Genomic DNA, 13,972 nt, shown 5'->3' with positions numbered 1-13,972 from the left:
GGGCTGGCCCCGGCCGCGGCGGCCGCCGCGGCAGCCGTCGCGGTGCTCCTGGCGGCGGTTGACCCGCCGGCGGTCTCGGCGAGCGGCCCGAACGCGGCCTACGCCGCGATGGCGCTCCACGACGCCGGGCAGTGGCTCGGCTCCCTTCCCGAGGGGAACCGGCCGTGGGTGTGGGCGGCGGTCGTCGCGCTGCTCAGCCTGCTGGCTGGCGGATGGCGCGTGCCGCACGCGCACCCCGGCATGCGGCACTTTTTGCGCGCCCCGAGCGCCAACGTCAGCTCCATTCTGGGCGCGTTCGCCCCGGGCCAGCTCCCCTACGCGGTCACGGGGCTGGTCGGCATGCTCCTGCCGCGCAGCACGTCACGGCTGCTGCGCCGCCCCACCCCGCGCCGATCTTGAGCATTACCCCTCCTGCCCCGTCCCGGGTCTTCGCGCTGTCAGGGGAGGGAACGGGCTGGTGACGGGCGCACCAAGGGGTGCGCGCGTGCCACACTTGAGATCATGCCTCCGTTCGCCGAAGCCCGTGTCGATCTGGGCGCGATCAGTGAGAACATCGCCGTGCTGCGGCGCCGTGCCCCGGGCTCCGAGGTCATGGGCATCGTGAAGGCCGACGGCTACGGGCACGGGATGCTGCCCGCGGCCCGCGCGGTGCTGGCCGGCGGCGCGACGTGGCTGGGGACGGCGTTCATCGAAGAGGCCCTCGAACTGCGCCGCGCGGGAATCGACGCCCCCACCGTCGCGTGGATCCTCCCACCGGGCGCGCCGTTGTCAGAGGCGGTCGGCGTCGGTATCGACCTGGGTGTCAGCGCTCCCTGGCTCGTCGACGGCATCGCCGCCGCGGCGCGTGAGGCGGGGCGCCCCGCCCGGGTGCACCTCAAGGCCGACACCGGGCTCAACCGGGGCGGGGTCGTCGCCGGCGATTGGCGGCAGGTCGTCGAGGCCGCGGCGCGGGCCGAGGCGGCCGGGCTGCTCCGGGTCACCGGGGTGTTCTCGCACTTCGCCTGCTCCGACGAACCCGGGCACCCCTCAATCGGCGCGCAGTTGAGCGCGTTCCACGAGGCGCTGGAAGTCGCGGAGAAGGCCGGGCTGCGGCCCGAGGTGCGCCACCTCGCGAACTCCGCGGCCACCCTCACCCTGCCCGAGACCCACTTCGACCTGGTGCGCCCCGGTATCGCGAGCTACGGGCTGAGCCCCATTCCCGGCCTCACGGGCACCGGCCTGCGGCCGGCTATGACGCTGCGCTCCAAGATCGCCCTGGTCAAGCGGGTTCCTGAGGGCAGCGGAGTCTCCTACGGGCACCGCTACATCACCGACCGGCCCACGACGCTGGCGCTGATCCCGCTCGGCTACGGCGACGGCGTGCCGCGGGCGGCCACCAACGCCGTCCCGGTGTTCGCCGCGGGCAAGCGGCGCACGATCGCCGGAACCGTCTGCATGGACCAGTTCGTCCTCGACATCGGCGACGACCCAGCCGGCGACTACGCGGTCCTGTTCGGAACGGGCGAGAACGGAGAGCCCACCGCCCAGGACTGGGCCTCGATCCTGGAAACCATCCCCTACGAGATCGTCACCCGTATCAGCCAGCGGGTGCCGCGCGTCTACGTCGGAGGGCAAGGGGGGCGGTGACCCGCCGCGTCCCGCGGCCGGGTATTTGCGCCTACCCTGGATAATGCGCGGGGCGGCGCGCCGCCCCTCCGGACCGACACAACGCTGCGAGCCCATGACCACCGACACGACCACCAACACCGCCCTCCTCACGGCGACCACCGACACCGCGATGCGCGCCCTCGGGCGGCGTATCGCCGAGCTGCTGCGCCCGGGCGACCTGCTGATCCTGTCCGGCCCCCTCGGCGCCGGGAAGACCACGCTGGTCCAGGGGCTCGGTGCGGGGCTGAACGTCCGCGGCCCCATCACCTCGCCCACCTTCGTGATCTCGCGCATCCACCCCGCTCTGAACGGCGGCCCCGCCCTCGTGCACGTCGACGCCTACCGGCTGGGCGGCGCGGACGAGGTCGACGACATCGACCTGGAGGCCACCCTCGACGACTCCGTCACCGTTGTGGAATGGGGCGAGGGCGTCGCCGAAGAACTGTCCGAGGACCGGCTGGAGATCGGCATCGAGCGGTGCGCCGACGACACCCGCGCCCTCCGGCTGACCGGTGTCGGGCCCCGCTGGGCGCACGTGGCGCTGGACGCGCAATAGGCTGGTTCACCGTGCTGATCCTGGCTTTCGACACCGCGACCCCCGCCATCACCCTCGCGATCTGCGAGTCCGAGGGCGGTGCCGTCCGCGTGCGTGCCGGCGCGTCCTCGGTGGACGCCCGACGCCACGGCGAGCTGCTGACCCCCGGAATCCGGACCGTGGCGGAGCAGGCGGGGGTGGCGCTCGCCGACCTCACGCATATCGCGGTCGGCGTCGGCCCCGGTCCCTACACCGGCCTGCGCGTCGGCCTGGCGACGGGGCACGCCCTGGCCGGTGCCCTCGGGATCCCGTGCCACGGGGTCGCCACCCTGGACGCCCTCGCCTTCGCCTCGGGGCGGCAGGCCCCGTTCATCGCGGCCAGCGACGCCCGCCGCAAGGAGGTGTTCTGGGCCCGCTACGAGGACGCGGACACGCGCACCGGTGAGATCGCGGTGGACCGGCCCGCCGACGTCGAGACGGGCGGGCTGCCCGTGATCGGACACGGGGCGCGGATGTACAGCGAGGTGTTCGGGCAGGACCCCGAGGCGGCCGAGCCGCTGTACCCCTCCGCGGCCGCGCTGGGCGAGGTGGCGCTGCGGCGGCTTCTCGCGGGGCGGGACCTTCCCGAGCCCCGGCCCCTCTACCTGCGCCGCCCCGATGCCGCGCAACCCGGTGCACCGAAGAAGGTGCGGCAGTGGCAGGCGTGACTCCGGGGTACCGGATCCGGCCCATGACGTTCGGCGACGTCGCTTCCGTCATGGAACTGGAGAACACCCTGTTCCCGCACGACGCCTGGAGCGAGGCCATGCTCCGCAGCGAGCTGTCCGAGCCCGCCCGGTACTACATCGTCGCCGAAACGGTGGGCACCGGCGAGGACGCCGGCGGCGCCCAGTTGTGCGGGTACGCCGGCCTGCGGTCGGTCCCGCCCAAAGGCGACGTGCAGACCATCGCGGTCGCAGAACCGCGGTGGGGCGCCGGGATCGGAACGGCGCTGCTGACCGAGCTGCTCAGCGTGGCCCGCGAGCGCGGGGTCGTCGAGGTGTTCCTTGAGGTGCGCTCGGACAACCCGCGTGCCCGGGAGCTGTACCACTGGTTCGGGTTCACCGAGATCGGGGTGCGGCGCGGCTACTACCGCGACGCCGACGCGATCGTGATGCACCGTAAGGCGGGCACCAGCGGGCAGGGAGCATGAGCCCGGAAGAGAACGGCCCGGCCATCGAGCGGGCCGCTGAGGAGAAGAAGACACGATGAGCGGCAGTGACCTTCCCCTGATCCTGGGGATCGAGACCTCGTGCGACGAGACCGGCGTCGGGCTGGTCCGCGGCTGTGAACTGCTCAGCGACGAGGTGGCCTCCAGCGTCGAGCAGCACGCCCGCTTCGGCGGCGTGGTGCCCGAGGTGGCCAGCAGGGCACACCTGGAGGCCATGAGTCCCACCGTGCAGCGGGCACTGGACAGCGCCGGGGTGCAGCTCTCCGACGTGGACGCCGTCGCGGTGACGGCCGGACCAGGGCTGGCGGGGGCGCTGCTGGTGGGCGTCTCGGCGGCCAAGGCGTACGCGCTCGCGCTGGACGTGCCGCTCTACGGCGTCAACCACCTGGTCGGCCACGTGGCGGTGGACCAGTTGGAGCACGGTCCGCTGCCCAAACCGGCCATCGCGCTGCTGGTGTCGGGCGGGCACACGTCCCTGCTGTACGTGCGGGACCTCGCCACGGACGTCCGGCCGCTCGGCGACACCGTCGACGATGCCGCCGGTGAGGCCTACGACAAGGTCGCACGGCTGCTCGGACTGCCCTACCCCGGCGGGCCGCCCATCGACCGCGCGGCCCGCGAGGGCGACTCGGGCGCCATCCACTTCCCGCGCGGCAAGTGGGGCGACGGCAGCTACGACTTCTCGTTCTCCGGGCTGAAGACAGCGGTGGCCCGGTGGGTGGAGGACGGCGAACGCGACGGCCGGGCGCCCTCGGTGCCCGACATCGCCGCCGCGTTCCAGGAGTCCGTGGTGGACGTGCTGACCCGCAAGGCGGTGGACGCCTGTGTGGAGCACGGTGTGGGGCACCTGGTGATCAGCGGCGGCGTCGCCGCGAACTCGCGGCTGCGTGAGCTCGCCGGGCAGCGCTGCGCCGATGCCGGGGTCGAGCTGCGCGTTCCGCGTCCCCGGCTGTGCACCGACAACGGGGCGATGATCGCCGCTCTGGGCGCCGAGGTCGCCGCGGCCGGTCTGCCCCCCTCCCGGCTCGACCTGGCCACCGACACATCGCTGCCGGTGGGACAGCCGCTGGCGGCCTAATGGGCGTAGCCGGGGCGCACGGAAGCCTCAGCCGTAGAGCCGGAACCCTGAGGTGTCGATCCTGGCACCGTCCAGCGGGGACGGCAGTTCCAGGACCTCACCGAAGCGCGCCTCGTGGGTGGTGCGGTACTTCCCGTCCACAGGATCAAAGTGGAGGAAGATATCGCCTTTGCGGGGGTCGACCAGCAGGTAGATCGGGATCTGCCAGGCCGCGTACTCACCGAGTTCGTCGGTGAGATCGCAGGTCGCATTGCCCGGTGAAGTGACCTCGACGGTCAGGTCGGCGGTATCGGCGTCGAGCAGCCAGCCGTCCTCGTCCTCAACCTCGGCAGGGGCTACCACGAGGTTCGGGGAGCAGTAGTCGTCGGCGTCTATGGGTGAGGCGAAGGCCGGGAGAGGTCGCCGGATACTACGACCCCCACGCCATCAGCGATGCGATCGCCGAGGCGGAGCTGGAGCGGCACGAGCTCCAAGCAGCGGAAGACGTCATGATCGTCTCGTCGATCCGGCTACCCGAAACCGACCATGGAACGGGTCCGTAAAGTCTCCGCCGAGCTGGGAGTCAAGCCGACCGCGCTGATGCGGGCCTGGATCGAGGAGCGGCCGGCTCCCCGACGGCCGGGAAGACACGAAACCGGGGCCGGTCCGCGCGGACCGGCCCCGGTTATGCGAGGCGAAGAGCGACTTACTCGTCGTCCTCGTCGTCCTCCTCGCGGCGGCGCTTCTTCTTGCCGTCCTTGCCGGGGCGCAGCAGGGCCTCGGCAAGGGCGAGCATGGTCTCCTCCAGAGCGGCCAGGCGCTTGGTGACATCGTCGTGCGAGGTGTCCACGGCCTCGCTGATGGTCTCCTCGAACTCGTGCCGGTCGGGACGCGCCTTCACCTCGCGTATCAGCGGTTCGAAGGACTCGATGAGGTGCTGGTCGATCGTGTCGAGCTTGTCGGAGTGGTCGACGACCGGGCGCTCCACGAGTTCGGTGAGCCGCCGGTGTACCTCCTTGACCTCCAAAGACGCGGGGAGCTGGCTGAGGCGTTGGTTGATCGCCTCCATCCGGTCGTCGATGGCCTCGAGCCGGCCGTCGACCCCGTCGAAGTGCCCGTTGATCCCCTCGAACTGGCCCTCGACACCGTTGACCCGGCCTTCGATGCCGTCGAGCCGGCCGTTGACACCGTCGATGCGGCCGTCGACGCCGTCGATCTTGCCCTCGACGCCCTCGAAGCTGCCCTCGAAATGCCCCTCGAAGGTGTCGAACCGGTCGCTCAACCGGCCGAGGCCGTGTTCGAACTTGCCGGTGATGGTGGTCAGGTGGTGGTCGAGTTTGCCGGTGAGCTCCTTGTACTGCTCGCCCATGCGCTCGTCGACGGAGGCCCGGTGCTCCTCGACCAGCTCGGTGAGGACCCTGTGCTGTTCCTCATTCCTGGTCTGCAGGGCGCTGACGTTCTCGTCCACCGAGGTGCGCAGCTCGGCCAGCGCGGTGTCGGCCTTCGCGCGGTCCTCGTCGGCCTTGGCACGCAGGTCCTCAGCGGTCTCGCGCAGCTTGGTGTCGAGGTGCTCGTTGTCGGCTTCGTCGCGCTCGCGCAGCTCCGCGCGCTGCAGCTCCAGCTGCTCGTGCAGTTCGCCCAGACGCTGGCGCAGGTGCGAGTGGACGTCGCCGAGCTTCTCGTCGGTGGCCTCGGCGAGCTTGACGACGGCGCTGTTCGTGTCGGCGACGGCGGCCGTGGCCTCGGCGTGGTTCTCCTCGGCCTGGGTGCTGAGGCGCGCGGTGTAGTCCGCGAGCGTGGCGGTGACCGCCTCGCGCTGCTCGTCGGCCTTGCCGGCGATGATCTGGACGCCTTCGTCGAGCTTGGTCGTGGCCTCGGCGTGGTTCTCCTCGGCCCTGGTGCGCATCTCCTCGGCGGTGGCGTCCAGTTTGCCGGCGACCGCCTGCTGCTGTTCGCGCAGTGCGCTCTCCAGCGCCTCGTACCGCTCGGTGAAGGCATGGGTGAGTGCTTCGCGGCCGTCGGCGACGGCCTGCTCCAGCGACTCCCGGCCGTCGGCGATCGTGGACCTGAGGGCCTCGTGCTGCTCGGTGACCGTTCCCATGGCGGCCTCGTGCTGCTGTTCGAGGCGCTCGTTGACACCGGCCAGTGTCGTTTCGATGGCTTCGGTGCGCGCACGGAACGTCTCCATCGCGTCGTCGATGCGCGCGAAGCGCTCCTCGACGGTGGACGCGAGCTGCTCAAGGCGGTTGGTGACGACGTCGAGCTGGCTGGCCGTGCGCGAACCGGTTTCGGAGACGGTGTCCAGCCGACCCATGACGGTTTCGATGTTCCCCGCGATCCCGCGGACGTCCGTGCGCAGCGCGGGCATCTCCAGGAGCGGCTTGACGCGCTCCCCGAGCAGCTCGATGTGCTCGGCGAGGGTTTCGGCCCACTCGGGCGGCCGTGAGGTGAGATCGTCGACGCGCGTCTGGACGGTGGCGACCGACTCGCTCAGGGCGGCGAAGTCGCGCTCGCGGAACTCGCGCAGCAGCCATTCCATGCCCTCAAGGCGCTGACGCATCTCCTCGGTGACCGCGCCCTGGGATTTCTGTTCCGATACCTGGTCCTGTGCGGCTCTGGAGAGGAGGTCCCGCATTCGGTCGGAAATCCCGGTCTGACCTCCTCCATTGAGGAAATTGTGGTTGGTCTGTTCCACCGAGGGGCTCCTTTTGTGTGGCGGCGCGCCCATCCTGTTCGACATCGGATGGGAGTGATGTTCTTGACGCGGGTCCGGCGGGCTCGTAGCGGAGGGGTCGCACCTCCGACGAACACCAGGGGCCATGCTGTGCCTACACGCCGTAAGAGTGGGGGCTACGGGGACAGGCCCGGTGCGCCGCTGGGTGCCGCCGGACAAATCGTGGGGAGGAAAAGGATCCAGCGCGCCCCAGTTTAGCGATACGCGCCTCGATATCCCTATGTGAGTCAGGAAAATGCGGTCTTCTGTCGAGATGGTGTCATTTGACCGTTTTGCGGTGTTCGCGCTACCAGTGGTCCGCGCGGCCTCCCAGGGGTCCGGGCTCCGGTCACCGCGAAGCTGTGACCTCGGAACACAGCAGGCTGACGGGGCGTTCGGCGATCCTGGTAAGGACGACGACAGCGGAGTTCGGGCCCGAGGGTTTCAGGTCGCGGCGCAGCTTCTCCACGTCGACGGCCGATCCGCGTTTCTTGATCGTTACGGTTCCGACCCGCTGCTCCCGCAGCGTCGCGCGGAGGCGCTTCAGCGAGAAGGGCAGCACCTCACTCACCTCGTAGACCCGGCAGAAGGGCGTCTCGACGAGCTTGTCGGACGTGATGTAGGCGATGTGCGGGTCGAGCAGCGCGCCGTCCACCAGCGCGGCGGCTTCGGCCACCAGGTGCGCGCGGATCACCGCGCCATCGGGTTCGTAGAGATAGCGGGCGGGCCGCGCGATGGCGGGCGCCCCCAGACCGGGATCGGCGACCAGGGTGGCCGGTGCGCCGCCGTCGCCGCGCAGCAGCGTAGCCCGGCGCGGCGCGTCGTCCAGCGCACCGAACCACAACGCGGCCTCCTTCACGTCGCCGTTCACCGATATCCACTCCGCGCCCGCGCCGCCGGGAACCAGATCGTGCGGGATCCCCGGTGCGGCCTTCACGCATGCCGCGGGTGCCCTGTGCGCCAGCTCCATGACGGTCGCCCACGGCGGGGAGTAGGCGTTCGGGTCGAACACCCGGCCCTTGCTGCCGCGGCGGGCCGGGTCGCAGAGCACCGCGTCGTAGTCGCCGGGATCGACCTCGGCGGCGTCGGCCACGCGCGCCCGTGCCCGCGGGGAGAGCCCCCGGGCGTCGATGTTGGCGGAGGCGACGGCGGCGGTGAGCGGATCGGCGTCGACGCCTTCGACCGCCGGCCCCGCCTCGGCCAGGCTCGTCAGGTCCGCTCCGATCCCGCAGCACAGGTCGGCGACGCGTGCGTCCGCGCCCAGGGCCGAAGCGAACCTCTGGGCCCGGTACTCCGCGACCGGGCGGCGCGTGGCCTGCTCAAGCCCCTGGGAGGTGAAGTACATCCGGTCGGCGAGCCCGCCGAACTTCTCCCGCGCGCGCCCGCGTAGCCGTGCCTGGGTGAGGGCGGCCTGCACGAGTTCGGAGTGGGCGACGTCGAGGGTGCCTCCGCTGGTCCCGGAGGTGCGGCGGAGCCGGGTGGCGGTCTTGAGCGGGTCGTTCTCCAGTTCGGCCGGGTCGATCGCTTCGAGCAGCCGTTGCCCCGGAGGGGTGAGCAGCGCGCGCAGAACCGCCACAGGTTCGCTGGTCGGCAATGTTCTCCCCCGTGACCTGTTGTTTGACGAGCCGGATGGCCGCGACTAATGTTCCATATTGGCACTCTCAAAGGTAGAGTGCTAATCGCGACGAGGCCGGTCTGGCACCCGCGACGGCAGGCCGCCGTGGTCGCCCCTTTACAAGCATGCCGTTTCGAATCATCGAACCCGAAGGGGGAGGTCACAACCGTGTCGACCGCCACCAAGACCGTGCTGAAGCCGCTTGACGACCGCGTCATCGTCAGGACCCTCGAAGCCGAGCAGACCACGGCGTCCGGCCTGGTCATCCCAGACACAGCCAAGGAGAAGCCGCAGGAGGGCGAGGTCCTGGCCGTAGGCCCGGGGCGCCTGGACGACAACGGCAAGCGTGTCGCCCTCGACGTGAAGGTCGGCGACGTCGTTCTGTACAGCAAGTACGGCGGCACCGAGGTCAAGTACAACAACGAGGAATACCTCGTTCTCTCCGCCCGCGACCTGCTCGCGGTCATCGAGAAGTAAGGTCCCGGCGCTTTCCGACGTCATCGACATGACACTCCGCCCCGGCCGGCGCGATGCCGGGTGGGGCGGTTTTCGTTCTCCGACGTACCGCATGGGTACTTGCACGGATTGAGGACTTAGAGAGCAATGCCGAAGATCCTGGAATTCGAGGACGACGCCCGGCGCGCCCTCGAGCGGGGCGTCGACCGCCTCGCCGACGCCGTCAAGGTGACGCTCGGCCCGCGCGGCCGCAACGTCGTCATTGACAAGAAGTTCGGTGCTCCGACCATCACCAACGACGGCGTGACCGTCGCGCGTGAGATCGAGCTGGACGACCCCTACGAGGACCTTGGGGCCCAGCTCGTCAAGGAGGTCGCCACCAAGACCAACGACGCCGCCGGTGACGGCACCACCACCGCCACCGTGCTGGCCCAGGCCCTCGTGCACGAAGGGCTGCGCAGCGTCGCCGCGGGCGCCTCGCCGATGGCGCTGAAGAGCGGCATCAACATCGCCGCGCAGAAGGTCTCCGAGGTGCTGCAGGAGCGCGCCCGCGAGATCGAGGAGCGCGAGGACATCGCCTACGTCGCCACCAACTCGGCGCAGGACGCGCAGATCGGCGACATGATCGCCGAGGCGTTCGACAAGGTCGGCAAGGACGGCGTCATCACCGTCGAGGAGGCCCCGACCTTCGGCCTGGACCTCGACTTCACCGAGGGACTGCAGTTCGACAAGGGCTATGTCTCGCCCTACTTCGTGACCGACAGCGACCGCCAGGAGGCGGTGCTGGAGAACGCGCACATCCTGATCCACCAGGCAAGATCTCCAGCCTCAACGAGCTGCTGCCGCTCCTGGAGAAGATCGTCGAGACCAAGAAGCCGCTGCTCATCATCGCCGAGGATGTCGAGGGCGACGCCCTGGGCGCCCTGGTGCTGAACAAGATGCGCGGCGCGCTCAACGTCGCCGCGGTCAAGGCGCCCGGCTTCGGTGAGCGCCGCAAGGCGATGCTGCAGGACATCGCCACCCTCACCGGCGGCCAGGTCATCGCCGAGGAGGTCGGCCTCACCCTGGAGAACGCCGAGCTCGACGTCCTGGGCAGCGCCCGGCGCATCACGATCACCAAGGACGACACCACGATCGTCAACGGCGCCGGCGCGCAGTCCGACGTCGACGACCGGATCAACCAGATCCGCAAGGAGATCGAGGCCAGCGACTCCGACTGGGACCGTGAGAAACTGCAGGAGCGGCTGGCCAAGCTGGCCGGTGGTGTCTCCGTCCTGCGCGTCGGCGCGGCCACCGAGGTGGAGCTCAAGGAGAAGAAGCACCGTCTGGAGGACGCGATCTCGGCCACCCGCGCCGCGATCGAAGAGGGCATCATCGCCGGCGGCGGCGCCTCGCTGGTGCACGCGGCATCGGCGCTCGACACGCTCTCGCTGAAGGGCGACGAGGCCACGGGTGCGGCGATCGTGCGCCGCGCGCTGGTCGAGCCGGCCCGCTGGATCGCGGAGAACACCGGGGTCCAGGGCTACGTCGTCACCTACAGGATCGCCGAGCTGGAGCCGGGCCAGGGCTACAACGCCAACACCGGGGAGTACGGGGACCTGATGGCGCAGGGCATCATCGACCCGGTCAAGGTCACCCGCTCCGCTGTGGAGAACGCCGCTTCCATCGCCGGAATGCTGCTCACGACCGAGGTGCTCGTCGTGGACAAGCCCGAGGAGGAAGAGGAGGAGTCCGCGGGCCACGGTCACGGTCACGGCCACTGAGATAGCGCCGTCATCCGTGTAACAGAACCGGATCTGCATTATCATGCGTGCCCTGGGATTGCCTGGGGCGCGCATGCTTTTGTCCGGCTTTTCCGCCAAATGTGATCATTCTGTTGCCGGGGTTCGTGACGTGTAGGTCTGCGTGTGGGGGCATCATTCGATACGTGACGGATCTACGCGTCGCGGGGGGCACGCTCGCGGAACGACCTGGTGCCCGACGCAGAGCGGACGACACAGAACTGAATCACCTGACCTCGCTCGCGGTTCAGGGCGATCATGGAGCGGTGGACTCGCTCATCCGTGAAGTCCGTCCCATGGTCGTCCGTTACTGCCGGGCCCGCCTGGCCCGCGTCTCCGGGTACGTGCACTACTCCGATGACGTTGCGCAGGAGGTCTGCATCGCCCTGCTCGCCGCGCTACCGCGCTACCGCGACATGGGGCGGCCGTTCGCGGCCTTCGTGTTCGGGATCGCGGCCCACAAAGTGGCCGACACCCTGCGCGGGGGCACCCGCGCGGACATGCCGACCGGTACCGTGCCGGACCGCCCCGACGACGGTCCGGGCCCCGAGGAGGCCGCGGTGCGTACCGTCGAGGCGGAGCGGGCGCGGGCGTTGCTGAGTGAACTTCCCGAGCAGCAGCGAAGGCTGCTCGTCATGCGCGTGATTGCGGGTCTAACAGCTGATGAGACGGGACATGTACTGGGAATGTCGGCCGGAGCGGTTCGGGTTGCCCAGCACCGAGCTCTTGCTCGGCTTCGGGAAGTGGCCGTGGCGAACCGCCTCTTCTAGCCGGACGCGGCATTGCTCCCCCAGTCCCGGTCCCCGCGGCATCCGCTGCCCGTCCCGGGTCCGGTACCGGCACTACTGCCGCTTTCCGCACTGATGCGGAAGTCCGGCGTGTCCTTGGCGTGAGGAGGCGTGCTTCCGTGCCGCGCACACCGGCGCCGGTGTGCGGATCGTCCGATTCCGCGGGAAATCCGCTGGTGGGGCCTGGAGCCGGTCCGCTCCCTCGGTCCTTCGGGGATCGGCAGCCTGGAAGAGAGGCACCCGGGGGGTGATGGGGTGCGGCAGCGGTTCCAGGAGACGGCGCTGGAACGCGACGGCGTCCGGATCCACTACGACCTCTACGGCCAGGGCGACGTCACCCTTCTGTTCCCGCCCGCGTGGGCGATCGTCGGCGACCTCCCGTGTCCGGAGCCCGCGGTCACGCGCTGAACGGCAGCGGTTTCCGGGGCGCCGGGTATGCTTCGGTGTCCGCGTGCGCCCCTCGCGGTCCGCTGCTGCCCGCGGCCGCGCCGCACCCTGCCGCGGCGCCCGCTGTGAGCCCGGCCACGTGCGCTCGCGCCGACCTGCGGTGTTCTGTGTTCACGGGTATCGCCGCCGGTCAACCTCCTAGGATGGAACCATACGCGCGAGTGGTTGGAAGGTCTCCATGACGCAGGAACACCGGCGGGACGACGACAAGGTCCTGCCGCCAGGACTCACCTACGACGACGTCTTGCTGCTGCCGGGCTACTCGGACCTGCAGCCCGGCGACGCCGATACCGGCACCCGGCTCTCGCGCGGCATCAACCTGCGTATCCCGCTCCTGTCCGCGGCGATGGACACCGTCACCGAGGCCCGTATGGCCGTTGCCATGGCCCGCCAAGGCGGTGCGGGCGTGCTGCACCGCAACCTCTCCATCGACGACCAGGCGGCCCAGGCCGACCTGGTGAAGCGTTCCGAAGCGGGGATGGTCACCGACCCGGTCACCTGCAGCCCCGACGACACCCTCGCCGACGTCGAGGAGCTCAGCGCCCACTACCGCATCTCCGGCGCGCCCGTCGTGTACGCCGATGGGCGCCTGGCCGGAATCGTGACCAACCGCGACATGCGCTTCGAGAACGACCGCGGGCGGCGCGTCAGCGACGTCATGACACCGATGCCGCTGGTCACAGCTCCGGTCGGGGTGGACCGCGAGGAAGCGTTCCGGCTGCTGCGCGAGCACAAGGTCGAGAAGCTGCCGCTGGTGGACGGCCAGGACCGACTGCGCGGGCTGATCACCGTCAAGGACTTCATCAAGAGCGAGCAGTTTCCCGACGCCACCAAGGACGCCGACGGCCGGCTCGTGGTCGGTGCCGCGGTCGGTGTCGGGCCGGACGCCGAGCAGCGGGCCAAGGCGCTGGTGGAAGCGGGGACCGACTTCATCGTCGTCGACACCGCGCACGGGCACTCCGCCGGAGTCGCCGAGATGGTCGCCAAGCTCAAGGCCAACTCCCGTGCCGACGTCATCGCCGGGAACATCGCCACCAGCGCAGGCGCGCAACTGCTGATCGACGCGGGCGCCGACGCCGTCAAGGTCGGAATCGGCCCGGGCTCCATCTGCACCACGCGCGTTGTCGCGGGGGTGGGCGCACCCCAGGTCACGGCGGTCATGGAGGCGAGCAAGGCGGCGGGCCCGGCGGGCGTCCCGATCATCGCCGATGGCGGGCTGCAGTACTCCGGCGACATCGGGAAGGCCGTCGTCGCCGGCGCCGGCGTCGTGATGTTGGGCAGCCTGCTCGCGGGCGTCGAGGAGAGCCCGGGCGACCTGATCTTCATCAACGGCAAGCAGTACAAGACCTACCGGGGGATGGGCTCGCTGGGCGCCATGCGGGGCCGCTCCTTCTCGAAGGACCGCTACTCCCAGGCCGAGGTCACCACCGAGGAGAAGCTCATCCCCGAAGGCGTGGAGGGCCAGGTGCTATCGGGGTCCGCTGGAGGCGGTGGCCCACCAGCTCGTCGGGGGGCTGCGGCAGTCGATGTGGTACGCGGGCGCGCGCACCGTCGCCGACCTGCGCGCGTACGGCCGACTCATCCAGATCACCTCGGCGGGCCTCAAGGAGAGCCACCCCCACGACATCCAGATGACGGTGGAGGCTCCGAACTACCACGGGCGGCGGTAAGGCGGGGGTCGAAGGGGGCCGTCCCCCTGGGAGGTGCCGCAGATGACGGTGGA

12 protein-coding genes and 3 pseudogenes are annotated in these 13,972 nt (G+C 70.4%); 12 read left to right on the top strand and 3 right to left on the bottom strand.

The window, feature by feature from the left end; genetic code table 11:
• The 6 genes and pseudogenes from VS93_RS29755 to tsaD form a co-directional block, all read left to right on the top strand.
• Positions 1-399, top strand: a pseudogene (locus VS93_RS29755) (PrsW family intramembrane metalloprotease); the annotation flags it as partial.
• A gap of 102 nt (positions 400-501) precedes the next feature.
• Entirely contained in the window at positions 502-1,626 is a 1,125-nt protein-coding gene (alr, locus tag VS93_RS12095; RefSeq protein WP_046470051.1) for an alanine racemase, read from the top strand.
• A gap of 94 nt (positions 1,627-1,720) precedes the next feature.
• Positions 1,721-2,203 carry a tRNA (adenosine(37)-N6)-threonylcarbamoyltransferase complex ATPase subunit type 1 TsaE gene (tsaE, locus tag VS93_RS12090; RefSeq protein WP_046470050.1) on the top strand — a complete coding sequence of 161 codons (483 nt, stop codon included), beginning with the start codon at positions 1,721-1,723 and terminating at the stop codon, positions 2,201-2,203.
• An 11-nt stretch (positions 2,204-2,214) separates the two neighbouring features.
• Positions 2,215-2,889, top strand: a complete 675-nt coding sequence (gene tsaB / locus VS93_RS12085) for a tRNA (adenosine(37)-N6)-threonylcarbamoyltransferase complex dimerization subunit type 1 TsaB (protein ID WP_046470049.1) — start codon at positions 2,215-2,217, stop codon at positions 2,887-2,889.
• Positions 2,877-3,374 carry a ribosomal protein S18-alanine N-acetyltransferase gene (gene rimI / locus VS93_RS12080; protein ID WP_046470048.1) on the top strand — a complete coding sequence of 166 codons (498 nt, stop codon included), beginning with the start codon at positions 2,877-2,879 and terminating at the stop codon, positions 3,372-3,374. Before tsaB ends, rimI begins: the two co-directional genes overlap by 13 nt.
• Before the next feature lie 55 nt (positions 3,375-3,429).
• Entirely contained in the window at positions 3,430-4,470 is a 1,041-nt protein-coding gene (gene tsaD, locus VS93_RS12075) for a tRNA (adenosine(37)-N6)-threonylcarbamoyltransferase complex transferase subunit TsaD (RefSeq protein ID WP_046470047.1), read from the top strand.
• Positions 4,471-4,497: 27 nt separating this feature from the next.
• Here the strand turns inward: tsaD and VS93_RS12070 are convergent, their stop codons facing one another.
• Positions 4,498-4,845 carry a Uma2 family endonuclease gene (locus VS93_RS12070; protein ID WP_269082847.1) on the bottom strand — a complete coding sequence of 116 codons (348 nt, stop codon included), beginning with the start codon at positions 4,843-4,845 and terminating at the stop codon, positions 4,498-4,500.
• Positions 4,846-4,847: 2 nt separating this feature from the next.
• Here VS93_RS12070 and VS93_RS29115 point away from each other — a divergent pair, with 2 nt between their 5' ends.
• Positions 4,848-5,012, top strand: coding sequence for a hypothetical protein (locus VS93_RS29115; RefSeq protein ID WP_156184797.1), 165 nt, complete (start codon positions 4,848-4,850; stop codon positions 5,010-5,012).
• Between the two features lie 143 nt (positions 5,013-5,155).
• Here the strand turns inward: VS93_RS29115 and VS93_RS12065 are convergent, their stop codons facing one another.
• Both VS93_RS12065 and VS93_RS12060 read right to left on the bottom strand, forming a co-directional pair.
• Entirely contained in the window at positions 5,156-7,144 is a 1,989-nt protein-coding gene (locus VS93_RS12065) for a hypothetical protein (RefSeq protein ID WP_046470046.1), read from the bottom strand.
• Between the two features lie 367 nt (positions 7,145-7,511).
• Positions 7,512-8,756, bottom strand: coding sequence for a class I SAM-dependent methyltransferase (locus tag VS93_RS12060; protein WP_046470045.1), 1,245 nt, complete (start codon positions 8,754-8,756; stop codon positions 7,512-7,514).
• A 189-nt stretch (positions 8,757-8,945) separates the two neighbouring features.
• Between VS93_RS12060 and groES the strand changes: the two genes are divergently transcribed.
• The 5 genes and pseudogenes from groES to guaB all read left to right on the top strand — a co-directional run bounded on the left by groES (position 8,946) and on the right by guaB (position 13,919).
• Positions 8,946-9,254, top strand: a complete 309-nt coding sequence (gene groES, locus VS93_RS12055; protein WP_046470044.1) for a co-chaperone GroES — start codon at positions 8,946-8,948, stop codon at positions 9,252-9,254.
• 126 nt (positions 9,255-9,380) lie between these two features.
• Positions 9,381-10,996: pseudogene (gene groL, locus VS93_RS12050) on the top strand (chaperonin GroEL).
• A gap of 164 nt (positions 10,997-11,160) precedes the next feature.
• Positions 11,161-11,784, top strand: a complete 624-nt coding sequence (locus VS93_RS12045; RefSeq protein WP_046470043.1) for a sigma-70 family RNA polymerase sigma factor — start codon at positions 11,161-11,163, stop codon at positions 11,782-11,784.
• Positions 11,785-12,057: 273 nt separating this feature from the next.
• Positions 12,058-12,210, top strand: a complete 153-nt coding sequence (locus VS93_RS29110; RefSeq protein WP_156184796.1) for a hypothetical protein — start codon at positions 12,058-12,060, stop codon at positions 12,208-12,210.
• 217 nt (positions 12,211-12,427) lie between these two features.
• Positions 12,428-13,919, top strand: a pseudogene (gene guaB, locus VS93_RS12040) (IMP dehydrogenase).
• Positions 13,920-13,972: the final 53 nt, after the last annotated feature.

The sequence above is a fragment of the Allosalinactinospora lopnorensis genome, assembly GCF_000981225.1.
GTDB lineage: Bacteria > Actinomycetota > Actinomycetes > Streptosporangiales > Streptosporangiaceae > Allosalinactinospora > Allosalinactinospora lopnorensis.
Note: the sequence above shows the minus strand (reverse complement) of the source record. Positions and strands in the feature narration are given on the sequence as shown.